Source organism: Halobellus rarus (assembly GCF_024494595.1).
Taxonomy (GTDB): Archaea; Halobacteriota; Halobacteria; order Halobacteriales; family Haloferacaceae; genus Haloquadratum; species Haloquadratum rarum.
This window is the reverse complement of the sequence record NZ_JANHDI010000001.1, coordinates 337,245-358,450: the sequence shown is the minus strand read 5'-3', so window position 1 is coordinate 358,450 and position 21,206 is coordinate 337,245. Positions and strand designations below refer to the sequence as shown.

Genomic DNA, 21,206 nt, shown 5'->3' with positions numbered 1-21,206 from the left:
GCTCCCAACACCGAGCGATGGCATCCGGCTACGACGGCGTCTTCGGCGCGTTCCCCTACGCGTTCCGCTCCAGCGAGTCGCGACTGTTCAAACTGTACGTGATCGCGAGCGCGCTCGTCATCGGGCTCATCACCCTGTTCGTCGGCATCGCGGTCGTCGTGCTGATCGGACAGACGGCCGCAGTGCAGGGAGGTCAGCTCACGCTTTCTCGATCGTTCTACGTCGTCGTCGGACTGCTCGTCGTCCTGCCGGCGATCGCACCGGTCCTGATCGTGGCGCGTCGCCGACGGAAAACGGAGACGTCCTCGCCGCGTCACGAGGCGGCGCTCGCGGCGACTGGCTTCGTCTTTCTCCTCTCGCTGTATCTCGGCCTCGTCGCCTCGATGCCGGAGACGTTCGCGCTCGACGGCGAGACGGTGACGCGCCCGCAGCCGAGCGGCCTCTTCGCGCCGCTGATCGCGGGGCTGTACGCGATTCCGTCCGTATTCTCGTGGACCGTGCCGTTAGCCGGAGCGCTGCTGGTCGGCCTCGCGCACCGCCTCTTCCGCTGACGGATTCGCGAGCCGGCGAACCGAGAGTCCCGAACCGGTGAACCGATGGGTTCGTGAGCGACGCGTTCGACGACGAAACCCGCAAGTGCGCTGGCCGACTATATCGCCCCAATGACCGACGCCGATCACGACGTCGACGGATCGAGCGAGTCGAGCGCTGCGACCGACGGGGGAGAGCGAATCGAGGGAACGTTCCTCGTGACCGCCGCCGAAGCGGATTCGGCGGTCCTCAAAGACGTCGAGAGCGGTCAGGTACACGCGCTTTCGTCGAATCCCGGCGTCGAGTGCGACGACGTTATCGAAGGCGTCGTCTCTCTCGACCCGCCGCTGGACGTCTCGTACCAGCTAGTAGAGACGTCGTCGCGCCGTACGCTGCCGGTCGAGCGGAGCGACGAGCCGCCGACGGCCCACTCGAAGGAGCTCGCTGCGGAGCAGGACGTGGGAGACCTCACCCGCGAGGAACGCGCCGGGACGGGCGAAATCCACGTGATCACGGTCCCCGAAGACGACACCGAGGCGGCCGTCGACGACGTCCTCGAGGACGAAGAGCAGTTGCGCTCGCGGGCCGCACGACTCGGCGTCGACCGGGTGGAGGTTCGCTCGTCACCGGGCGTGCTCTCGGTTCGATATATGCCCTAGCACGGATGGGTGACGACCGTACGTGTGGGTCCTTCTCGTGGGCGCATCACGCGTAGCCGAGCATAAGAAGGCTTATTCGGCGCGGCTCTCCACCGGAATCTATGGTCGAGTTTACGGTACCGGAGATCGACTACACCCGGTACACGAACCGCCAGTTGGCGGCGATCCCGCTCGCCGTGCTGGTGGTTGCGCTCCTCATCATCGCGGGCTGGTACGTGATGACTGGTTCACCAGTGAACCAGGGCATCGCGTTCACCGGCGGGACGGAGGTACAGGTCGCTATCGACGGACCCCAGTCGGAAGCCGAACAACAGATCAGATCGGCGTTCTCCGCTGAACCCGAATCTATCAGGTCGGTGCCGGCACAGAGCGTCTACGTGGTGACGTTCCAGTCCGAACCGGGGTCGGAATCGGTCGGGGCGACCGAGTTAGAGCGGCAGGCTGACGACGCCGGGCTCGACGTCCGGTCGATATCCACCGTCTCGGCGAGCTTCGGGGGTGACACACAGACGCTCGCGCTCGGCGGTCTCGCGGTCGCGTTCCTCGGGATGAGCGTGCTCGTCTTCGCGATGTTCCGCGTGTTCGTCCCCTCTATCGCCGTCGTCATCTCGGCGTTCTCCGACATTATGATCCCGCTGGCGCTGATGAACGTCCTCGGGATCGAACTCTCGCTCGGGACCGTCGCGGCACTCCTGATGCTCATCGGGTACTCCGTCGACTCGGACATCCTCCTGAACAATCACATCCTCCGACGTTCGGGTGACTTCTACGAGTCGACGTACCGGGCGATGCGGACCGGCGTGACGATGACGCTGACGTCGATCGTCGCGATGGTCGTGATGACGATCACGGCGACGCTGTTCGGCATTCAGTTGCTGGCGGCGATCGGGACGGTGCTGGTCTTCGGACTCGCGACTGACCTGATGAACACGTACATGCTGAACCTGAGTCTGCTTCGCTGGTACAAGTTCGAGGGGGTGAACCGCTGATGATCGATATTCGCGACAACTGGCGGGTGGCCCTGCTCGTTGTCTTCCTCCTGATATCGGCGTTCGCGCTCTTCTCGCCGACGTTAGCGGCGGACGACGGCGGCGAGGGCGGCAACGTCGCAGGCGGTAGCAACGTGACGAACCTCCAGTACGGGCTGGAGCTCTCCGGCGGGACGCGCGTCAGAGCACCGCTCGTCGGCGTCACGGCCGAGGGGGTCGACTTCGGCGGCGACGACACGCGCACGGTCGAGCAGAACGTCGCTGCCGAACTCGAAAACGCCAGTCCAGCGGATGTCATCGCCCGCTCGGGGGGACAACCCGAACAACAGTCGACCGCACAGCCTCAGTCGGAACCCAGTAACACCGTCGAGGTGACCGCCGAAGGGGTAACGACCGACGACCTCGCTGCCGGCCTCGACGCCGCGGGATACGCGTACGAGGCTGACGGCCTACGTGAGGGCGTCACGGAGACGACGCGACAGGAGGTCGTCCGGATCCTCCAGAACAAGATCAACGAGGCCGGGCTCTCCGGCGGGACGGTCCAGCAGGTGACGACCGCCCAGGGCGACAACTACGTCCTCGTCGAAGTGCCGAACCAAGACGCCTCTTCGGTCCGTGATATCGTCAGCGAACGCGGGACCGTCGTGATCGAGGCGTACTACCCCACGGAAAACGGGAGCGACTACGCCCGCGACGTCGTCCTCCAGCAGGATGACTTCCAGAGTATCGGGACCGCACAGGAGGGCGACGGTGGCGGTGCGTACGTCCCCGTGACGGTCTCGGAGTCCGTCGCGCCGGAGTTCCAGACGGCGATGCAGGACACCGGGCTCGCACAATCCGGCGGGACGCGGTGTACGTACCAGGCCGACGCTAGCAGCACCGAAGCGTGTCTCCTCCTCGTCGTCAACGGCGAGGTGACGAACGCCTTCGGGATGAGCCCCGGACTGGCAGACAGTATGCGGAGCGGCGAGTGGGCGGGCAACCCCGTCTTCCAACTGCAGACGACGAACGTCTCCGAGGCTCAGGAGGTCTCGATCAACCTCCGCGCCGGTGCGCTCCCGGCGCAACTGGACTTCTCGCAGGACAGCGGCGGGACGACCTCCTACATCTCTCCCACGCAGGGAGCTGACTTCCGAGTCAACTCGCTTCTCACCGGCATCATCGCCGTCCTCGCGGTCAGCGGGACGGTCTTCGCGCGCTACAGGGACGTCCGCGTCGCCGCGCCGATGATCGTGACCGCGCTCTCGGAGGTCATCATCCTCCTCGGGTTCGCGGCCGGGATCGGCTACCCGCTCGATCTATCGGTCATCGCCGGCTTCATCGCCGTCATCGGGACCGGCGTGGACGACCTCATCATCATCGCCGACGAGGTGATGGCCGAGGGGCAGATCGACTCCAGACGCGTCTTCCAGTCGCGCTTCCGGAAGGCGTTCTGGGTGATCGGTGCGGCGGCGGCGACGACGATCATCGCGATGTCGCCGCTGGCGATCCTCTCGCTCGGGGATCTACAGGGCTTCGCCATCTTCACCATCCTCGGCGTCCTGGTCGGCGTGCTCATCACCCGCCCGGCGTACGGCGACATCCTCCGAGCGCTGACGACGGTCGATCGCTGAAAGCTCGGCGACGAACTCTCCTCGCAGTCGAATCCCAGCCGACAAGAATAGGCGATTGTTTAAATGCGGAACCGGGACAACGTCGAGGTGTACTGGGAGACGACTGACGCCGCACCGCCGTCGGAAAACGGCGGACGACGAGACTCACGATGGCCACTGACACTGACCTCCCCACCGACGCCCCGCACGCCGACGAGCGTACCGATTCGCCTCACGTCGGCGACACCCAGCCGACCCACCGCGAGCAGGTCCTCCTCGCGCGGGTCGAAGAGTACGACGACGACCCCGACGAGTGCACGATCTACCCGGCGAACGCGACGGCGACGGAACTCCCGACGACGTGGGTCTCCGCCGAGGAGGGGTCGTTCGTCTCGCTGGACGAGATGCGCTGATCGACGTTCGACCCCGGTTCCGTCATCTCCCGGTCAGAACTCCGAGAGCCCGGACTGCTCGGCGGCGGCGAGCACGTCCGCCGACGTCGACCACGACGCCCGCGCGCAGTCGGGGAGTTCCCCCGTCCGTTCGACGTACTTGCGGAGGAAGTCCCGCGTCGTCCGGTCGCTCGGATAGCCGCTCCCGAGCGGAGCGTACTCGGCGTAGTCGTCCGCGAGCGCGTCGATCCGGGCGTCCCGCTCTACCTTCGCGACGACCGAGGCCGCGGCGACGAGCGGATACGATCCGTCAGCGCCGTGTTCGGCGTGGACGTCGAGCGTCGGGGACGCAGACGGCGAGTCGTCCGCCCCGACGCGTCGCTCGACGCCCTCGCGAACGCGACGCGCGAACCGCGACTCGCTGACGTCGCCGGCGTCGGCGACGACCGCGTCGTCCCTGCGGGCGACCCCGGCGACGGCTTCGGCGTGCGCCTCGACAGTCAGCGTGTTCATATCCGTCTCGGGGTCGTCGATCCGGTCGGTCGAGACGACCGCGACGCCGACGGCGACCGCCTCGTGCTCTCTGAGCACCTCCGCGATCGATTCCCGTTTGGCGGGCGAAAGCCGTTTGGAGTCGTCGACGCCGTCGGGAATGGATTCCGACGGTGCGCGCACCGCGGCGGCGACCATCGGCCCGAGGACGGGACCTTTGCCGGCCTCGTCGCTGCCGACGACGGGATCGTCCGCCATCACTCGGTATCGACGCCGTCGTTCATCGAGGCGTCGTCGACGGGGTCAGAGTCGTCCATCGAGGCGTCGTCGACGGTGTCGGTAGCGCCCGACGACTCGGACGCCCCGACGTCGCTCGCGGACTCGCCCCTCTCGTCGCGGAAGAACGACTCGTCCTCGAAGGACTCCGCCTCGCCGTAGACGCCGACGACGTCCAGGGCGGTCACTTCGGCGTCGACGTCGAGCAGGCCCGCGAGGCTCGGGTTCGTCCGTCCCTCGTCGCCGGAGATCAGTTCCTTGATGTAGAGGCCGCCCGCGCCGTGAATCTCGACGGTGGCGTGGGTGTCGTCGTCGAGTTCGCCGTCGGCCGCGTAGACCTCACGGGTCCGAGTCAGGCTCGCCCGGCGATGGTCGACGCGGTGGGGCGTGTACTGCTCGATCGTCGCGCCTTCGAGTTCGTCGAGCGCGGCGGCGAGCGCGGCGGTGTCGACGGCGTCGCCGAACTCGACCGCCGCGCGGTAGCGCTTGGAGGCGTCGAGACCTTTGACGCGCTCGACCATCTCGTAGTCGGCGAGGCGGAGGCCCTCGACCTCGACGCGGCCCTCGGCGAAGGCGTTGATGTCGCCCTCCAAGCGCTCGACGTCGACGCGGCGGCGACGCGGCTCCATCACCTCGATGACGAACGGTCGACCCGTCCCGAGCATCCGCGCGTCGACGTCCTCTCTGCCTGCGCCGTGGAACTTCGTGTCGGTCCCGTCCATCACGTCTCGGACGACCGGCGCAGTCAGCCCCTCGACGCTGTCCCGATAGAGGTAGCCCGTCCCGTCGCACTTCTCGCAGGGCTGTTTGCCGATGTACCCGGATCCCTGGCAGTCGTTGCAGGGCCACTCGGTCTGCGGGATGTCGCGTTCGAGCTTTCGGTAGCGGCCGTAGACGAACGCCGAGTGGACGTCGACCTCGACCGTGTCGGCTTCGAGATCGAGCGTGAACTGGACGTCCGGCCGCCCGAAGTCGACGGCCGTGTCGGTGAGTCGACCGACACGCTTGCCCACCTCGCGGTTGAACTCCGATTTGAACAGTTCGCCCGCTTCCTCGTCGAGTCCGGCACCCTCCCGCAGCATAATCTCGTTCTCCTCGATCAGCGGCGGCGTGCGCGTGCCGACCTGGTAGGTCTCGAACTCGACGTCCTCGACTTCGGCCGCGCAGCGCTCGGCCCACTCGTCGAACGTGTCACAGAGGCCCTCACACACCCAGCAGTCGCCGGTTTCTACCTGCTCGTACGGCTCGTCGTCGTCCAGCGCGGCCGCGATGCGGAGGCTCCGGCCGCGTTCGTCGTTCGTCAGTCCGTGACTCCGATCCGCGAAGGCCCGCCCGAGACAGGCGTCACAGACGGGGTCCTGCGCGTCGAGCGCGCGGGCGTCGGCGAGAATGCTCATACGAGTACCAGAGACGGCGCTCGCTTCTGTCTTGTCCTTTCAGGTTGAGGGCGGCGAATCGAGGAGAGGAGCAGCGGCGATTACACGACGCCCGCGACGCCGAGAAGCCACCACAGCGTCGCCAATACGATCGCGCTGACGGCGAGGACGCCGACGAACACGGCGATTCCCAGCACGACCACGACGCGCCTGTCCCGCCGCTCGGCGCTCGGATCCGACAGTCGCGCTTCCAGCAGGCGGACGTTCCGGTCGTTCGCCCGCCAGACGACGTCGAACGCGTCGCCGACGAGCGGGATCGACCCGAAGAGCGCGTCGACGAGGAGGTTCAGACACATCCGCGCGATCGTCGCCCGCGGCGCGCCGAGCGCGGCCGCCTCCGCGACGACGTACGCCGAGGCGGCGGTCGTGGTCGCGTCCCCGACTCCCGGAAGAAGCCCCAGGAGTGGGTCGAGGCCGATTCTGACGTTGATCACGGGAATCTCGACCGCGCTGTCGAGCAGGCTGCTCACCCGCCGGAGTCGAGCCAGTCGCTCCGAGTCCACGGCGTCGGGGCGATTCGACGGTTCCGCGGCGTCTGGCCGAGTCGTCGGTACCGCCGTCTCGTGGCGATCCGACGCGTCCTCCGTATCGGGGCGGTTCGACGGGTCCACGGTGGATCGTCGCGGCCGGCGGGTATCGGTGTTTCGCCGTCGCGGGCGACGGCACCCGTGCGGAGCGGGCGCGGATCGAACGGACGGGAGACGGAACCGAAAGAGGAGACAGCGTCCGACTTCGTGGTCCTTAGGTCCACGCGGAACCGACGACGAGTGAATGGAGTCTGCGATCGAGATACGCGATCTGCGGAAGTCCTACGGCGACGTACAGGCGCTCGACGGCGTTGATCTCACGGTTCCGGAGGGTTCGTTCTTCGGTCTTCTGGGGCCGAACGGCGCGGGCAAGACCACGTTCATCAACATCCTCGTCGGTCTCGTCCGCAAGACCGACGGCGACGCGCGGGTGTTCGGCTACGACGTCGAGGACGACTACCGCGAGGTCCGCGACCGGATCGGTCTCGCTCCCCAGGAATTCAACGTCGACCGTTTCTTCCCGATCCACGAGGTGCTCGAACACAAGGCCGGCTACCACGGGATCCCGAGAGAGCGCGCCCGCGAGCGGACCGAGGAGGTCCTCAAGCGCGTCGGCATCTACGACAAGCGCGACACGCGATTCGACTGGCTCTCCGGCGGGATGAAGCGCCGATTCATGCTCGCGCGGGCGCTCATCACGGAGCCGGACCTCCTGATTCTCGACGAACCGACCGCCGGCGTCGACGTGCAGCTCCGTCACGAACTGTGGGAGACCATCATCGACCTGAACCAGCGGGGGACGACGATCCTGCTCACGACCCACTACATCGAGGAGGCCGAACGGCTCTGCGACGAGGTCGCGATCCTCGATTCGGGCCGCGTCCTCGACGTCGCGAGCCCCGAGGAGCTGATGGACCGCGGCACCGACGACGTCGTCGTCCAACTGCGAGAGGAGCCGACTGCCGTCCCGGACTTCGCGGCGCTCGACGACCGGGTGGAGTCGGTCGAACTGGACGGGACGCGGCTCGTCGTCACCGCGCGACAGGGTGGGCTCATCACGCCGGACATCGTAACTCGACTCGACGAGGCGGGTCACGAGATCGTCGATCTGGAGATCCAGCGCACCTCCCTGGAGGAAGTGTTCGTCGAGATGACGAGAGCCGGCGAGGGACGAGCGACGCCGGAGGTGTCCTCGCCGTGAGCTTCGACACCACGGGCTTTCGCTCGCTGTTGCGTCGGGAGATCCTCCGCTTCCTCCGTCGGCCGCGGAACACCTTCCTGCCGCCGTTCATCACCAACGTCCTGTACTTCTCGGTCTTCGGCGTCATCCTCGGCGAGCGCATCGACCAGATCGCCGGCGTGCCGTACATCCTGTTCATCCTCCCCGGACTCGTCGTGCTCGGCGCCATCTCGAACGCCTTCGAGAACACCTCGTTCAACATCTTCCACGGCCGCTGGAACCGCTACATCGAGGAGGTGCTCACCTCGCCGCTGTCGTACCGGACGATGGTCGGCGCGTACGTCCTCGCGGCGGCGATCCGCGGCGCGATCGTCGGCACCCTCATCGCGCTCATCGGCGCGTTCTTCACCTCGGTCGGCGTCGTCCGGCCGCTGTATCTCGTCGTCTTCGGCGCCGTCATCACGGTCCTGTTCGCGGGACTGGGCGTCGTCGCCGGCCTGTGGGCCGACGACTTCGACGACCTGACGATGCTCAATCAGTTCATCCTCCGACCGCTGGTCTTCTTCGGCGGCGTCTTCTACTCGCTGAACGAGTTGCCGGGGACGGTCCAGCAGGTGTCGCTTCTGAATCCGATGATATACATGGTCAACGGCGTCCGGTACGGCTTCCTCGGCGTCAGCGAGGTCGATCCCAACGCGTCGCTCGCGGTGCTCTCGGGGCTCGCCATCGCGGTGGTCGGCCTCGACATTGTCCTCTTTCGGCGGGGGTACGGCCTCTCCGAGTGATCGCGTGATCATTCGGCGTGTCGCGAGCGGTCCGGAGTAGTCAGCAGAGATGTAACTATCGTCCGTGAGTGAAATCCGAATTTTCGTCACAGGAACGTCTTTAGGAATCGACCGACACCGCCGTGATGCAGTATGAAACGCAAACCATCCGCGGCGTCGGCGAAGGCGCTGTTCGTCGTCGCTCTCGCCGCGGCCGTCCTGGTGAGTGCGGTGCTCGCCCCCGTTGCCTACGACTACGGTTCCTCCGCGCAGTCCGACGGGACGGTGTCGGTGATCACGATCTCCGGCACCGTCTCCGCGACGACGGTGGACGGTATCTCCGAGGACCTCCGCGAAGCCCGGACCAACGAGTCCGTGAAGGCGGTCGTCCTGAAGGTCGACAGCGGTGGCGGTGCCGTCGCTCCCAGCGAGCGATTGTACCTCGAAGTGTTGCGAACGGCAGAACAGATGCCCGTCGTCGCCTCGGTGCAGGGCACCGGCGCGTCGGGCGCGTACTACGGAATGCTCCCGGCCGACGAGATATTCGTTCTCTCCTCGACGCAGATCGGCAGCGTCGGCGTGATCGGCTCCGGCGGCAGCGTACCCTATCCGGATTCGGTGATCCGAACCGGCCCCGACAAGGCACAGCCGACGACGGATCAGCGGGAGCGGACGGTCGAGTCGCTCAAGCGGCAGTTCGTCGGCCGCGTGATGGAGCACCGCGGCGAGAACATCACCCTCTCGCGCGAGGAGGTCGCCTACGCGAGGACCTACCTCGGGCCGGAGGCCGTCCAGAACGGCTACGCCGACCGGATCGGCGCGCTCCCGACGGCGATCGATCACGCCGCGGAGCTGGCCGGGATGGAGAATTACGACGTTGCCAGACAGGAGCCGCCGAGTTCGCTCGGCCTCATCTTCTTGGCCAGCCAGACCGACAATGGAACGAAGATCTACAAGCAGAGCGCTCAGACGAACGGCCTCGTCCCCGTCACGGAACCGCTGATGGTGGACGAAATCGCCCACCACGACCCGGGGGTGACCGCCAATGCAAGCGCGTGATCTGACCGGCCCCGCGATCGCGTTCGTCGTGATCGTCGCCGTCGTCGTCGGCGGTGCAGCGGTGATGCCACTCGTCACTGGCGGCGACACACCAGAGGTGACGAACCTCGCCGAGCGGCAGACCGACCTCGACGCGGTCCGCGTCGATCCCGCCGAGGAGAGCGGCGAAATCTCGATGGACAGCGACGCGTCGAGCAAGACGATCCTCGTCGATCGGGCGCACGGAAACCAGCTCTCCGAAGAGAAGCTCTCGACGCTCACGGCGACGCTGGTCGAGAACGGTCACGAGGTCCGGTTCGTGACGCAGGAGCAGGCCCGCGGTGGGGCGTGGAACCAGTCGCTCCGGAACGCCGACGCGCTCCTCGTCGCGAACCCGGGACAGCCGTACACCCCCGAGCAACTCGCCGGCGTCCGCGAGTTCAACGAGGCCGGCGGACGCGTCGTGCTGCTCTCGGACCCGGCGTCCTCGTCTGGTGCGAGCGCGGTGACGAGCCTGCTGGGACTGAGCGTCCAACAGCCCGCCAGCGGCGGTCCCGGGCTGAGTTCCTCGCTCGGCGTCGCGGCACGCTCGGGCTACCTGTTCAACATGCACGAGTACCAGCACAACTTCGAGAGCGTCTACGCGACGAGCGGCAGCGGCTCGCTCTCGCAGGGCGTCGACCGGGTCGTCTTCCACGACGCGCGCGCCGTCACGAGCGATCGCGGACAGACCGCGCTCTCGGCGATCGAACGGACCCGCCTGTCGACGACGCGCCGCGCCGACACCTACGCCGTCGCGGCGCAGTCCGGTGACGCCGCCATCGTCGGCGACACCGACTTCCTCGCGCCGACGAACGCGTACGTCGCCGACAACGAGGCGTTCGTCGGCAACCTCGCGGACTTCCTCGTGAGCGGACAGAAGACGTCGAACGCGCCGTCGCCGCCGTCGCCCGCACAGGGCGAGAGCGCACCGTCGGCACCGTCGCGACCGGTACCGACCGCGTAGCTCGACTCGGATCCCCTCGAAAACTCATTTTTGACTGCGGTCCGCACTGACTGTGAACGGTCGACTCGTAGTGATCCGACTGCGAACGGTCGACTCATAGTGATCGAGCCGCGAGACGGTGTATGCGACAGTTCCTGATCGTCGGCCACGACGTCCCGACGACGCCCGAGTTCTCGCTCGACGACCTCGCCGGGGGCGCGGGACGGCTCGACGTTCTCTGCCGGTGCGTCAACAGCGCGTTCTTCCTCTCCCACTCGATCCGAGAGGACGTGCGTGTCCACCTCGTGCTCGGCGACGAGTTCACCGTTCGATTCGAGGGGTCCGAACTCCGTCGGCTCAACCCCGACGAGCGGAGCACCGCGGCGCTCGTCCGGCAGGCCTTAGAACACCGTGAGGACGCGATCGGACACATACCGGCCGAGAGCACGCCCGGCGTCTCGATCCGTCGGATGGGCTTCGAGGCGACGTTCGACGACGTCGCCGGAGAGACGACCGTCGTCGAACTCCACGAGGACGGCGAGCCGATCGCGGACGTCGAGCCGCCGAGCGATCCGCTGTTCGTGCTGTCGGACCACCACGAGTTCGCCGAGCACGAGCGTGCGCTCCTCGGGGCAGAGGCCGACGAACGGGTCAGGGTCGGCCCGGAGGTTCTCCACGCTGACCACACGATCACCGTCGCTCACAACTACCTCGACACCGAGGGCTTCACCGCGTACTGAGACGATGGACGGAGAGCAGCCGGGCAAAGCGAGAGACTCCGGAGAGCGCCGACGAACGGAGGAAAACGAGACCCGTCTCCGTCGAACGACGCACGCCCCCGCTGTCGACGACCGCTTTTCGGTCCCGCTTCGCGGCGTCGCTGTCGATCCCGAGACGCGATGTGCCCACTGGGACGACGACGTTGACGTCGTCGCGCTTCGATTCGGCTGCTGTGGGCACTTCTCGCCGTGTCGTGTCTGTCACGCCGAAACGGTCGATCACGACCCCGAGCCGTGGCCCCGAACGAGATTCGACGAAGCTGCGGTCCTGTGCGGCGTCTGCGGTGCGACACTGCCGGCGCGGACGTACCTCGACAGCAGCGACGCGTGTCCGGAGTGCGGGGCGGCGTTCAATCCGGGTTGTCGGCGACACCGAGATCGGTACTTCGAAGAGTAGAGGCGCTCGTGCGAGTCACCGGAGCCGCGACGACAGCGGCCAAATTCGGTTCGGAAGCGTTAAAAGAACGAACGGCGACTGTCGAGATGCGGGCCGGTGGGGTAGCTTGGTATCCTTCGGCCTTCGGGTGGCCGTAACCGCAGTTCGAATCTGCGCCGGCCCACTTTCTCCCGCACTTCACGCTACTGCGAGCGAAGCGAGCAGTCTGAAACGCGGGCGGATGTCGTCAAGCGGATTCGAATCGGATCGCGATTCCGCGCGAAGGGGAGGTTCTCGGGCGTACTTCGTCTTGGGCGTCGTTCGACGTCGATACCAGCCCCACTTTTGCACAATTCACCGTCAAGCAGCGGATCGGCCGCATCCAGAACCCGACGGCGATCAGAGCAGCGCGGCGACGATCACGGCCCCGTTCCAGACCGTGATCACGAATCCGAGCGAACACAATCCGAGCGGGATCCCGATGTTGTGGGGTTCGGGAACGATCCGATAGAACCCGTAGAACCCACAGACGACCGCCAGCTTGAGGGGGACAATCAACACGAGTCCGTGAGCGTTGATGAGCCAGGCAGCGACCGGACTGGCCTCTACGATCGTCTGTAGTTGGAGTCCGACGAGCGTCGTAACAGTATCACCAACGAGAAAGAACGCGATGGCACCGTACCACCACAGCCGAGTGTGTGCTTCGAGAATTTCGACGGACGAATCAAAGTCCGAGAGCATAGTCCAGGAGAGTCGTCTTTCGGGGGCTGTCGGTCTGGGTCCGGGTGAAAGCGGTCACTACCACCCGGCGGTGGAAGTGTATTCTCAGCGACGTATACTAAGCATTTGGATTGGTTACCGGAGCTGAGAATCGAGGGCGGCTACGACGAGAGGAGATACACCACGAGGTACGCGAGGGCGGCGAGGGTGAGCGCCGTCAGGCCGGTCAGAGCCCCGATGGTGGCTCCGGCACGGCGTCGACCGACACCCAGCGGGGCCGGAGACGAGGGTCCCGGCGCGGAGGGAGGCCGGTCGTTTGAACGTCCAGCCCAGAGACCGACAGCGACCGCCAACGGCACGATCGTGAATCCAAGCAGGTGAGCGTCGGTGATCGTCGGTCTCGGGAGGACGAACACCGCAGCCCCGTAGGCGACACCCGCCGCTGATCGGATGCCGATCACGTCCCGCAGGCCACTCAGTCCCTGATCAATGCCGACGAATTCTCCCGCGCCCACTCGTGACGCGACGGCGATGCCGAGCCAAACGGTCGCGAGTTCGACGAACAGAATCGCGAGGATCTCGACCGTCGGATCAGTTGCGAGGCTGATGCGTTCGGTGAGCAACGGCGGGCCGAATGGCGAGAGCAGCGGCGGGGGGGCCGCCAGGAAGATATCGCCGAACGGGTGCGTGAGAAACCCGACACCGGCCGCTGCGGCCAGCGACGCGGCCGTAGCGTTCGCCCGACGGCTGACCAGAGCGCCGGCGACACCGACGACCGAGAGGTACGCGGCGGCCACCGTCGCAGCAGTCTGGCTGACACCTCCCCAGAAGACCAGGAGCAGAGCCGCGATGCCGACCGCAGCGATCAGGGCGACGAACACCGTTCCGAGGGCGTTTCGCGCGTGGACCCGGGGGAGGCGCGAGGACGCCGCGTGTCCTCGAACGGCCTGCGCGTCACCCCTGACGAGCGCAGCGGCAGCGGTGAAGACCAGCGCGGCGACGACACCGACGGGGAGCGGATGCGTCACCACACGGTGGACGCCGTTGGCGACGCCCCAGAACGCCTCCCATCCGAAGGGAGCGCCGGCCCAGACGGCAACTGCGTACGTCGCCGAAGCGTAGACAACGTCGAGATCCGGTAGCAGCGCAGCGAGCGCGGCGATCCCGCCGAGACGCAACGCGGTCCCCCGGTCGGCACCAGTCAATCGAGCCCCCCACCCGGCGAGGGCGAACGCGAGGAACTCGTGGCCGACGAACATCGATCACGTCGGACCTGCCCGTCGAAAAGAATAGGTCTTCGGATATAGCGCGTCCGGCGGTCCGAGGCGTGTACAGGGAGGAATCCAACGACGGCCCGTCCCGAGATCCACAGAGGAGCCGACCCCCGCCACGCGTATTTTTGTCCTCTCGGTTCGAACGACGGCTGTGAACGGAACCGCGATCGACCATATCAAACTCCGGATACCTGAAGACGGCGTCGAGACCGCAATCGCGTTCTACCGCGACGCGCTCGGTTTCGGCATCGATGGAATGGATCTGTACGAAGCGGACGAGAAGCCGTTCTTTTCGGTGCGGTTCGCTCCTGGTGCCGTGATCCATCTCCAACCGGAGACGACGAGCGAGCGACCGGGGTCGGACCGCTCCGGATACGATCACGTCGCCGTCCGCGTCGACGACACTATCGATGGAATCGAATCGACGCTAGACGACGCCGGCGTCGACGTCGACCGGCGGCTCGATCCCCTCGGAGCGACCGGTGTCGCCCCGGCAGTGTACGTCACCGATCCGTTCGGTTATCGACTCGAACTGAAGGCCGAACGCGAGTGAGCGTGGCAGGATCGAGTGTTCGACGCCTCCGCAACCCCGACATCGAACCGTTTTTCTCGTCGGTCGTGCTTGACCTACCCAATCGATGCGTGCCCTGATTCCCTCGGGTGACGGCTCCCGCTCCGGACGACGGACGGGGGCCGCACTCGTCGCGTTCGGCGTGTTCCTCCTCGTCACTTCGCTCCTCCTCGGTGCCGCGCTCGCGCCGGAGGTCGGATCCGCCGAAGACGGCGAGACCCGGCAGACGCTCGTCGGGTCACAGGGCGGTGGACCCGGGCTCCACGACCACGGATCCGTCTACCTGCTCGACGGTCGCGAGACGGCGTGGCGTGCGGGCGACACTGACAGCTACTTCGACGTCACGATGCTGGACAACGGCAGCGTGATGGCCGGCTTCATGGACGACGGCTACGAGGACTGCGGGCCCTACGAGTCGCCGTGTACCCACACCGGATTCCGGATCATCGATCCGAACGCCGACAGCGCGGCCGCTCCCGAGATCGAGCACGAGTACTCGTTCCCGGTCCGGTCCCGCGCCAACAGCGAGGTACACGACGTCGAACTGCTCGACTCCGGCGAGTTCCTCGTGAGCGATATGGAGCACGAGCGGATATTCACGGTGAAGAACGGCGAGATCACCTGGCAGTGGAACGCCAGTTCGCGCTACGACGCCCCCGACGACCCCACGCGGACCGACTGGCTCCACATCAACGACGTCGACGTCATCGGCGAGGATCGCTACCTCGTCTCCGTCCGCAACGCCCACCAGTTGGTGATCGTCGAGCGCGGCGAGGGCGTCGTCGAGGTGATCAACGGCGACGAGGCGACCACCGAGGGCGACCCGACGCTGCTCCGCCAGCAGCACAACCCGCAGTGGCTCGGCGACGGCAACGTCCTCGTCGCCGACAGCCACAACGACCGGATCGTCGAACTCGAACGGGCCGAGGACGGCGACTGGGAGGTCGCCTGGGAGATCTACGCGGCCGAGGGCGTCAATTTCAATTGGCCGCGCGACGCCGATCGGCTCCCCAACGGCAACACGCTGATCACCGACTCGCTGAACCAGCGAGTCGTCGAGGTGGATCGGAACGGTTCGACCGTCTGGAGCTACGGGACGCCGCAGGTCCCCTACGAGGCCGAGCGACTGCCCGCGGGCGAGACCGTCGGCGGCGTCTCCTACGCAGACGGCAGCGACGAGCCGACGTCGATCGGCGACGGCCAGAGCGTCCCGGTGCTGTCGTTCCTCCTCGTGCTCTTCCAGACCGGGCTGCAGACGCCGTTCTGGTTCACCGAGGTGCACGTCGCCGTGACGATCGTCTCGCTGCTCTCCGTCCTCGGCGGCGGCGGTCTCGTCGTCCGCGACCGGCTTCGCCGGCGATAGCCGTCGCTTGCCGGAGTTCGGGGGGACGCCCCCGACCCGAAAGCGACGCTCCCGTCCCGTGGCGAACAGTCGGCACCCGCTCGCGACGACCGCGGCCGCGACGTCGCCGTCCCCTCGCGGCGGTCGACAGCCGATTCGTCGCCTCAATCCCGCGTCGACGTGCCGAACAACCCGTGCCCGACGCGGGACAGTATCTACGTCACGCGGGTCCTGGCCGCTCGATGGTATATAAAACTCCGCGACCGGGATACCCCCCGATTTCTTGCCGGTCCGGACGGATGATCCGATATGACCGACGACGCGTCCGAAGCGGAGTTGCGGTGGCGGACGACCGATAGCGAGCTCGACTACGCCTGTCCGGGGTTCGACGTCCGCCGCGACGACGTGGTCCTCCCGGACGGCACCGAGACGGGCTTCCACTACGTCGACGAGCCGCCGGCGGTCGTCGTCCTCCCGTTCACGCCGGACGGCGACGTCGTCGTCATCGAGGAGTGGCGACAGGCCGTCGGGCGGGTCAACCGTGGACTACCGGCCGGGAGCGCCGAACCCGACGACGACGACCTCGCCGCGGTCGCCCGCCGGGAGCTGGGGGAGGAGACGGGATACGAGGCGGAGGCGGTCGAACACCTGTTCGCCGCCGAACCCGCCAACGGGTTGTTGAACAGCGTCCACCACTACTTCGTCGCACGCGACTGCGAGCCGTCCGGCGAACAGAACCTCGATTTCAACGAGAGCATCAGCGTCGACGTCGCCGACTACGACGACCTGCTCGACGCCGTCCTCGACGGCGACGTCCGCGACGGTCGGACCGTCACGGGGATCACCCGGTACGAGCTCGCCGACCGGTGGCGCTGACGGTGGCGCCCGGATTCGGCAGGCGACAGCGGGGTTGAACCCCGACAGACGGCGAGCGAGTCGGATCACGAGAGGACCGGCGAGAGAGACGAAGGACTTTGACTCCCGAGCACGTACGTGCGCTGTGTCCTCCGAATCAGAACTCACCGACGGGACCGACGGCCCGATCTCCTCGTCGGGCCCGCTCGTCGACGTCCTCCGCGCGCTCGTCGTCGCGATCCTCCTCGCCGTCGTCGGTATCGGCGTCGGTGGGATCCTCGTCGGCGCGGTCGTCCTCACGTTGCTCTTCACCGGCGTGGGGATCACCCCGCTTTTGAGCATCGTCATCTCGCTGGCGCTCGCGACCGGCGTGGGCTTCGGCGGCGTCGCGCTGGGATACCTCCGCTACCGCGACCTCGGGATCGACTACGTCGGCATCGCCGTGCCGTCGCTGCGCGATATCGCGTTCGTCGTCGGCGGCTACGTCGCGTCGCTCGCGCTGCTCGTGCTGGCGTCGGTCGTCATCTCGACCGTCGGCGCGGAGCCCGCTCCGAACACCACCGCCGAAATGGGGATGGAGAACCCCGAAATCCTCCTCCTCTTGATTCCGGCGTCGTTCCTTCTGATCGGCCCGGGCGAGGAACTGCTGTACCGCGGCGTAGTCCAGAACCGGCTGGGTGAGACGCTGCCCGCGGCCGTGGCCATCTTCCTCGCGAGCCTCATCTTCGCGTCGATCCACTTCTTCTCGCTGTCGGGCGCGCCCCAGGCGCGGCTGATCAGTATCTCGGTGCTCGTCCTGCCGACGCTCGTGTTCGGGACGATGTACGAACTCACGGAGAACATCGTCGTGCCGGCGCTGATCCACGGGGCGTACAACGCGACGCTGTTCTCGCTGCTGTATCTCACGATCCGGTTCGCCGGGATGGAGGAGTTGCCGCAGTTCGTCGCGAGCGCGGCGCTGCCGTTCTGAACCGCTGTTGCCCGTTTGAACCGTGTTCCCTTCTGAGTCTCAGAAAAGCGTCCACGCGAAGTACAGGCCGCCGAAAATCAGCGCGACGCCGACGGCCTGCACGAGTCGCCGCCACTTCGAGGGAGTTGTCGAATCCGCTCCCCCGCTTTCGGCGTCGGAGTCACCGCCGGAGACCCCGTCCTCGCCGTATCGACCCCGCCGGTCCTGGGGGAGCCGACCGGCCGTCTGCACCTGGACGATCGTTTCGGGTGCGGCGACGAACAGGATTCCGAGCGCGACGCCGAGGACGGCGGCCGCGAGGGTTCGAACGTCGATCATCGGGCGTGACGTGGTTCAGTCATCGGTTGGAACGTCCGCGCCTCAGTTCCGGAGCCGCTCGATGCGCTTCTCCATCGGCGGGTGCGTCGCGAACAGCCGTGCGAGGCCGCGCTCCTCGCCGAAGATGCAGAGCGCGTTCACCTGCGAGTCGACCGCGGAGTCCTGGCTGCGCTCGTTCCCGCGGCTGATCTTTTCGAGGGCGCGCGCCAGCGGTTCGCCGCCGCCGATCGCCTCGGCGGCGTCGCCGTCGGCGACGTATTCCCTATATCTGGAGATGGCGAAGACGAAGAGCATCACGAGCATCTGGGTGATCTGGCCGACGACGATCGCGAGGAAGAAATCCGCGATGTCGTTGTCGCCGGTGAGGAGCACGGCCCACTGGGCGACGATGGCGACGATCGAGGCGACGCCCTGACCGAGGACCATCATCACCACGTCGCGGTTGCGGATGTGCGCGAGTTCGTGCGCGAGCACGCCCTCGACCTCGTCGGGGTCGAGGCGAGCGAGCAGCTCCTCGCTCACCACGACCGTCCCCGCGCCCTTCCGACCGACGGCGAAGGCGTTGGGGACGCCCATCCGCGCGATCATCAGCCGCGGTTTGTCGATGCCCATCGAGCGCGAGAGCGATTCGACGCGGCGGTGGATGTCGGCGTACCGGTCCTCCGGGAGGTCTTCCGCGCCGACGCTCCGCAGCGCCATCCACTTGCCGACCTTGTACTGGACGCCGACGAAGGCGACGCTCCCGACGAGGATGAGCGGCAGCAGCCCCTCGCCGAACATCGCCATCAGGACGACGGCCGCGACGGCGTAGAATGCGAACAGGATCGATCCGACGATCGCCATTCGCGCTTTCAGTCCGAGGTGTCGCATACGCGAATCCGTTGTCCGTTCGGACACAAATACTCGGCGGGTTGGAACGACTCCGGTGGACCGCTCCGCGGGCGGCAGCGTCACCGCGTCTCTTCCCCCGAAGCCGCCGGAGATCCGACGGTACTTACCAACAAGGCCCCGAAACCATCGGTATGCGCGATCACTTCGAACTCCGCGACGGGGACGTCGCCGGCCGCATCGGCGAGCTCTCGGTCCCCCGTGCGGGGGTGACAGTCGAGACGCCGGCGTTGATGCCGGTGATCAATCCCAACATCCGCACGGTCGCTCCCGCCCGTCTCGAATCGGAGTTCGGCGCGGAGATCCTGATCACGAACTCCTACATCATCCACACGAACGAGGACCTCCGAGAGGCGGCCCTCGACGTCGGCCTCCACGAGATGCTCGATTTCGACGGAGCGATCGTCACCGACTCGGGGTCGTTTCAGCTCGCCGAGTACGGCGACATCGAGGTGACGACCCGCGAGATCCTTCAGTTCCAGCGCGACATCGGATCAGACGTCGGCACGCCGGTCGACATCCCGACGCCGCCGGACGTCTCCAGAGCGCGGGCCGAGAAGGAACTCGCCACGACCGAAGCGGCACTGGCGGACGCCGAAGCCGTCGACACCGGCGAGATGCTCGTGAACGCGCCGGTCCAGGGATCGACGTACCCGGACCTCCGCGAGGCGGCCGGACGACGCGCCTACGCCACCGACCTCGACGTCTTCCCCGTCGGCGCGGTCGTCCCGCTGATGAACAGCTACCGCTACGCGGAGATGATCGACGCCGTCGCCGGCGCGAAGCGCGGTCTCGGCCGCGACGCCCCGGTCCACCTGTTCGGCGCGGGGCACCCGATGATGTTCGCGCTGGCGGTCGCCGCCGGCTGCGACCTCTTCGACTCGGCGGCGTACGCCATCTACGCCCGCGACGACCGCTATCTGACCGTCCGCGGGACGGAGCACCTCGAAGACCTCGAGTACTTCCCCTGCTCGTGCGCGGTCTGTTCGGCGCACGGTCCCGACGGCCTCCGGGAACGGGAGGACGAGGAGCGCGAGCGCCTCCTCGCCGAGCACAACCTCCACGTCTCCTTCGCGGAGATCCGGCGGATCAAGCAGGCGATCCGCTCGGGGAACCTCCTCGAACTGGTGGAGTCGCGGGCGCGCTCGCACCCGGCGATGCTCGACGGCTACCGCGCGCTGCTGGACCACGCCGACCAACTCGAACGCGAGGACCCCGTCTCGAAGGGCTCGTTCTTCTACCTCTCCGAGGACGCCGCGCGGCGGCCGGAAGTCCTCAGACACCACGAGCGCATCGGGCGGGTCGACGCCGGCGAGCGAGTCCTACTCACGGAGGGCGGCAAACCTTCCGGCGACGCCTACGACGCGGCCTGGCGCGTGGTGCCGCCGTTCGGGCCGTTCCCGCGGGCGCTCTCGGAGACGTATCCGCTCACCGCTGAGGTGCCGGATCGGCTCGACCGCGCGGCCTACGAGGCGGCCGCCGACGGCGTCTCGCGGGTCGTCGACGCGAACCCCGACTCGTGGTTCGTCCTCGCCCACGAGGACTGGCCGGAATCGGCGCTGGAGCGCCTGTCGGCCGGCATCGAACTGGAGAACCTCCGGAGCGACGAGCAGTTCGAGTGACGCGTCGGTGAGGTGGGTCGCGACCGCGCTACCCGTCACTCGTCGTCGTCGACCGCCGACACGTCCGCCATCCGCTCGGTGAAGTCCCAGGAGTGTAGTCGCTCCGGTGTGATACGGATCCGGACCTCCTCGCGGTCGGGGTCGAGGAGGAAGTCGCCGAGGTCGTTGTCGGTGCCGCCGAGATAGCGCTCGAAGAGCGACCGTAAGAGCCGCTTGTCGGTGTCGGGTTCGATCGACGCGGTCCCGCGGCCGCGGACGCCCTTGTACGGCGGGTGGTTCGTCGAGACCTCGAACGCGACTTCCGAGTCGTGCCGGAGGTACTCGACGACCGCCGCGTCCGCGCTCGTCGCACAGCGGAGTTCGGGCGTCGAAGTGGCGTCGCCCGCGCTCGCTCCGCTCTCCGCGTCCGCCGGGGTCGCCCCCGCGTCCGCCGAGGCCGCTCCCGTGGCCGTCGGAGCCGGTTCCGCGTCCCCTCCCTGCTCGGCCTCGACCCACGCGAACCACAGCGAGAGCATCCAGAGGTGGCCGCTGGGCGTGTGACACCCGAGCCGAACGGGAACGCGGGTCTCGTCGAGGAACGCGCCCGCCTCCTCGGCGGACCACGGACCGGTGACGTGCATACTCCCGCTC

Annotated in this window: 24 protein-coding genes and 1 tRNA gene; 17 read left to right on the top strand and 8 right to left on the bottom strand. The window is 67.3% G+C overall.

Annotated elements, in window-relative coordinates; genetic code table 11:
- Positions 1-17 precede the first annotated feature (17 nt).
- The 5 genes from NO876_RS01885 (at position 18) to NO876_RS01865 (ending at position 4,184) form a co-directional block, all read left to right on the top strand.
- Positions 18-551, top strand: a complete 534-nt coding sequence (locus tag NO876_RS01885) for a DUF8056 family protein (RefSeq protein WP_256419971.1) — start codon at positions 18-20, stop codon at positions 549-551.
- Between the two features lie 111 nt (positions 552-662).
- Complete coding sequence (locus NO876_RS01880) at positions 663-1,190, top strand: DUF5812 family protein (protein ID WP_256419970.1); 528 nt, start codon at positions 663-665, stop codon at positions 1,188-1,190.
- 101 nt (positions 1,191-1,291) lie between these two features.
- Entirely contained in the window at positions 1,292-2,179 is an 888-nt protein-coding gene (gene secF, locus NO876_RS01875) for a protein translocase subunit SecF (protein WP_256419969.1), read from the top strand.
- Positions 2,179-3,792 carry a preprotein translocase subunit SecD gene (locus tag NO876_RS01870; protein ID WP_256419968.1) on the top strand — a complete coding sequence of 538 codons (1,614 nt, stop codon included), beginning with the start codon at positions 2,179-2,181 and terminating at the stop codon, positions 3,790-3,792. Before secF ends, NO876_RS01870 begins: the two co-directional genes overlap by 1 nt.
- 149 nt (positions 3,793-3,941) lie before the next feature.
- Positions 3,942-4,184, top strand: coding sequence for a DUF7511 domain-containing protein (locus NO876_RS01865; RefSeq protein ID WP_256419967.1), 243 nt, complete (start codon positions 3,942-3,944; stop codon positions 4,182-4,184).
- Positions 4,185-4,217: 33 nt separating this feature from the next.
- Here the strand turns inward: NO876_RS01865 and rnhB are convergent, their stop codons facing one another.
- The 3 genes from rnhB to NO876_RS01850 form a co-directional block, all read right to left on the bottom strand.
- On the bottom strand, positions 4,218-4,913 hold the full coding sequence (gene rnhB / locus NO876_RS01860) for a ribonuclease HII (RefSeq protein WP_256419966.1): 696 nt from the start codon (positions 4,911-4,913) through the stop codon (positions 4,218-4,220).
- On the bottom strand, positions 4,913-6,328 hold the full coding sequence (locus NO876_RS01855; protein WP_390277092.1) for a tRNA pseudouridine(54/55) synthase Pus10: 1,416 nt from the start codon (positions 6,326-6,328) through the stop codon (positions 4,913-4,915). The genes rnhB and NO876_RS01855 overlap by 1 nt, the downstream gene beginning before the upstream one ends.
- 80 nt (positions 6,329-6,408) lie before the next feature.
- Positions 6,409-6,978: a DUF4112 domain-containing protein gene (locus NO876_RS01850; protein WP_256419965.1), complete on the bottom strand. Its 570-nt coding sequence runs from the start codon at positions 6,976-6,978 to the stop codon at positions 6,409-6,411.
- Positions 6,979-7,138: 160 nt separating this feature from the next.
- Here NO876_RS01850 and NO876_RS01845 point away from each other — a divergent pair, with 160 nt between their 5' ends.
- The 7 genes from NO876_RS01845 to NO876_RS01815 all read left to right on the top strand — a co-directional run bounded on the left by NO876_RS01845 (position 7,139) and on the right by NO876_RS01815 (position 12,200).
- Entirely contained in the window at positions 7,139-8,095 is a 957-nt protein-coding gene (locus tag NO876_RS01845; RefSeq protein WP_256419964.1) for an ABC transporter ATP-binding protein, read from the top strand.
- On the top strand, positions 8,092-8,859 hold the full coding sequence (locus NO876_RS01840; protein WP_256419963.1) for an ABC transporter permease: 768 nt from the start codon (positions 8,092-8,094) through the stop codon (positions 8,857-8,859). The genes NO876_RS01845 and NO876_RS01840 overlap by 4 nt, the downstream gene beginning before the upstream one ends.
- A gap of 132 nt (positions 8,860-8,991) precedes the next feature.
- Positions 8,992-9,897 (top strand): S49 family peptidase, encoded by a 906-nt coding sequence (locus tag NO876_RS01835; protein WP_256419962.1) that lies wholly within the window; start codon positions 8,992-8,994, stop codon positions 9,895-9,897.
- Positions 9,884-10,882: a GldG family protein gene (locus tag NO876_RS01830; RefSeq protein ID WP_256419961.1), complete on the top strand. Its 999-nt coding sequence runs from the start codon at positions 9,884-9,886 to the stop codon at positions 10,880-10,882. Before NO876_RS01835 ends, NO876_RS01830 begins: the two co-directional genes overlap by 14 nt.
- A gap of 122 nt (positions 10,883-11,004) precedes the next feature.
- Complete coding sequence (gene trmY / locus NO876_RS01825; RefSeq protein WP_256419960.1) at positions 11,005-11,601, top strand: tRNA (pseudouridine(54)-N(1))-methyltransferase TrmY; 597 nt, start codon at positions 11,005-11,007, stop codon at positions 11,599-11,601.
- A 4-nt stretch (positions 11,602-11,605) separates the two neighbouring features.
- Positions 11,606-12,037 (top strand): CHY zinc finger protein, encoded by a 432-nt coding sequence (locus NO876_RS01820; RefSeq protein ID WP_256419959.1) that lies wholly within the window; start codon positions 11,606-11,608, stop codon positions 12,035-12,037.
- Positions 12,038-12,127: 90 nt separating this feature from the next.
- Positions 12,128-12,200, top strand: a tRNA-Pro gene (locus tag NO876_RS01815).
- A gap of 215 nt (positions 12,201-12,415) precedes the next feature.
- On the opposite strand, the gene NO876_RS01810 is transcribed toward NO876_RS01815, so the two are convergent.
- Together NO876_RS01810 and NO876_RS01805 are read right to left on the bottom strand one after the other, a co-directional pair.
- The gene (locus tag NO876_RS01810) at positions 12,416-12,757 is read right to left on the bottom strand and encodes a DUF5658 family protein (RefSeq protein ID WP_256419958.1); all 342 of its coding nucleotides are present in this window, start codon (positions 12,755-12,757) and stop codon (positions 12,416-12,418) included.
- 140 nt (positions 12,758-12,897) lie between these two features.
- A complete protein-coding gene (locus NO876_RS01805; protein ID WP_256419957.1) occupies positions 12,898-13,995 on the bottom strand; it encodes a metal-dependent hydrolase in 1,098 nt (365 codons plus the stop codon).
- A 166-nt stretch (positions 13,996-14,161) separates the two neighbouring features.
- Between NO876_RS01805 and NO876_RS01800 the strand changes: the two genes are divergently transcribed.
- The 4 genes from NO876_RS01800 to NO876_RS01785 all read left to right on the top strand — a co-directional run bounded on the left by NO876_RS01800 (position 14,162) and on the right by NO876_RS01785 (position 17,748).
- Positions 14,162-14,563, top strand: a complete 402-nt coding sequence (locus NO876_RS01800; RefSeq protein WP_256419956.1) for a VOC family protein — start codon at positions 14,162-14,164, stop codon at positions 14,561-14,563.
- Positions 14,564-14,648: 85 nt separating this feature from the next.
- Complete coding sequence (locus NO876_RS01795; protein ID WP_256419955.1) at positions 14,649-15,944, top strand: arylsulfotransferase family protein; 1,296 nt, start codon at positions 14,649-14,651, stop codon at positions 15,942-15,944.
- A gap of 288 nt (positions 15,945-16,232) precedes the next feature.
- Positions 16,233-16,799, top strand: coding sequence for an NUDIX hydrolase (locus NO876_RS01790; RefSeq protein WP_256419954.1), 567 nt, complete (start codon positions 16,233-16,235; stop codon positions 16,797-16,799).
- 166 nt (positions 16,800-16,965) lie between these two features.
- A complete protein-coding gene (locus NO876_RS01785; RefSeq protein WP_256420239.1) occupies positions 16,966-17,748 on the top strand; it encodes a CPBP family intramembrane glutamic endopeptidase in 783 nt (260 codons plus the stop codon).
- A 39-nt stretch (positions 17,749-17,787) separates the two neighbouring features.
- Here the strand turns inward: NO876_RS01785 and NO876_RS01780 are convergent, their stop codons facing one another.
- Together NO876_RS01780 and NO876_RS01775 are read right to left on the bottom strand one after the other, a co-directional pair.
- A complete protein-coding gene (locus NO876_RS01780) occupies positions 17,788-18,066 on the bottom strand; it encodes a hypothetical protein (RefSeq protein WP_256419953.1) in 279 nt (92 codons plus the stop codon).
- Between the two features lie 42 nt (positions 18,067-18,108).
- On the bottom strand, positions 18,109-18,936 hold the full coding sequence (locus tag NO876_RS01775) for a M48 family metallopeptidase (protein WP_425601463.1): 828 nt from the start codon (positions 18,934-18,936) through the stop codon (positions 18,109-18,111).
- A gap of 152 nt (positions 18,937-19,088) precedes the next feature.
- Here NO876_RS01775 and tgtA point away from each other — a divergent pair, with 152 nt between their 5' ends.
- Positions 19,089-20,576, top strand: a complete 1,488-nt coding sequence (tgtA, locus tag NO876_RS01770; protein WP_256419952.1) for a tRNA guanosine(15) transglycosylase TgtA — start codon at positions 19,089-19,091, stop codon at positions 20,574-20,576.
- A gap of 35 nt (positions 20,577-20,611) precedes the next feature.
- On the opposite strand, the gene NO876_RS01765 is transcribed toward tgtA, so the two are convergent.
- Positions 20,612-21,196 (bottom strand): pyridoxamine 5'-phosphate oxidase family protein, encoded by a 585-nt coding sequence (locus tag NO876_RS01765; RefSeq protein ID WP_256419951.1) that lies wholly within the window; start codon positions 21,194-21,196, stop codon positions 20,612-20,614.
- Positions 21,197-21,206 lie beyond the last annotated feature (10 nt).

Excerpts from the sequence above, each read along its gene's own strand:
- NO876_RS01845 (WP_256419964.1), top strand. The coding sequence starts at position 7,139 with ATGGAGTCTGCGATCGAGATACGCGATCTGCGGAAGTCCTACGGCGAC.
- NO876_RS01865 (WP_256419967.1), top strand. The coding sequence starts at position 3,942 with ATGGCCACTGACACTGACCTCCCCACCGACGCCCCGCACGCCGACGAG.
- NO876_RS01805 (WP_256419957.1), bottom strand. The coding sequence starts at position 13,995 with ATGTTCGTCGGCCACGAGTTCCTCGCGTTCGCCCTCGCCGGGTGGGGG.
- NO876_RS01870 (WP_256419968.1), top strand. The coding sequence starts at position 2,179 with ATGATCGATATTCGCGACAACTGGCGGGTGGCCCTGCTCGTTGTCTTC.
- NO876_RS01835 (WP_256419962.1), top strand. The coding sequence starts at position 8,992 with ATGAAACGCAAACCATCCGCGGCGTCGGCGAAGGCGCTGTTCGTCGTC.
- trmY (WP_256419960.1), top strand. The coding sequence starts at position 11,005 with ATGCGACAGTTCCTGATCGTCGGCCACGACGTCCCGACGACGCCCGAG.
- NO876_RS01790 (WP_256419954.1), top strand. The coding sequence starts at position 16,233 with ATGACCGACGACGCGTCCGAAGCGGAGTTGCGGTGGCGGACGACCGAT.
- NO876_RS01795 (WP_256419955.1), top strand. The coding sequence starts at position 14,649 with ATGCGTGCCCTGATTCCCTCGGGTGACGGCTCCCGCTCCGGACGACGG.
- NO876_RS01765 (WP_256419951.1), bottom strand. The coding sequence starts at position 21,196 with ATGCACGTCACCGGTCCGTGGTCCGCCGAGGAGGCGGGCGCGTTCCTC.
- NO876_RS01830 (WP_256419961.1), top strand. The coding sequence starts at position 9,884 with ATGCAAGCGCGTGATCTGACCGGCCCCGCGATCGCGTTCGTCGTGATC.
- NO876_RS01775 (WP_425601463.1), bottom strand. The coding sequence starts at position 18,936 with ATGCGACACCTCGGACTGAAAGCGCGAATGGCGATCGTCGGATCGATC.
- rnhB (WP_256419966.1), bottom strand. The coding sequence starts at position 4,913 with ATGGCGGACGATCCCGTCGTCGGCAGCGACGAGGCCGGCAAAGGTCCC.
- secF (WP_256419969.1), top strand. The coding sequence starts at position 1,292 with ATGGTCGAGTTTACGGTACCGGAGATCGACTACACCCGGTACACGAAC.
- NO876_RS01885 (WP_256419971.1), top strand. The coding sequence starts at position 18 with ATGGCATCCGGCTACGACGGCGTCTTCGGCGCGTTCCCCTACGCGTTC.
- NO876_RS01880 (WP_256419970.1), top strand. The coding sequence starts at position 663 with ATGACCGACGCCGATCACGACGTCGACGGATCGAGCGAGTCGAGCGCT.
- NO876_RS01820 (WP_256419959.1), top strand. The coding sequence starts at position 11,606 with ATGGACGGAGAGCAGCCGGGCAAAGCGAGAGACTCCGGAGAGCGCCGA.
- NO876_RS01810 (WP_256419958.1), bottom strand. The coding sequence starts at position 12,757 with ATGCTCTCGGACTTTGATTCGTCCGTCGAAATTCTCGAAGCACACACT.
- NO876_RS01780 (WP_256419953.1), bottom strand. The coding sequence starts at position 18,066 with ATGATCGACGTTCGAACCCTCGCGGCCGCCGTCCTCGGCGTCGCGCTC.
- tgtA (WP_256419952.1), top strand. The coding sequence starts at position 19,089 with ATGCGCGATCACTTCGAACTCCGCGACGGGGACGTCGCCGGCCGCATC.
- NO876_RS01855 (WP_390277092.1), bottom strand. The coding sequence starts at position 6,328 with ATGAGCATTCTCGCCGACGCCCGCGCGCTCGACGCGCAGGACCCCGTC.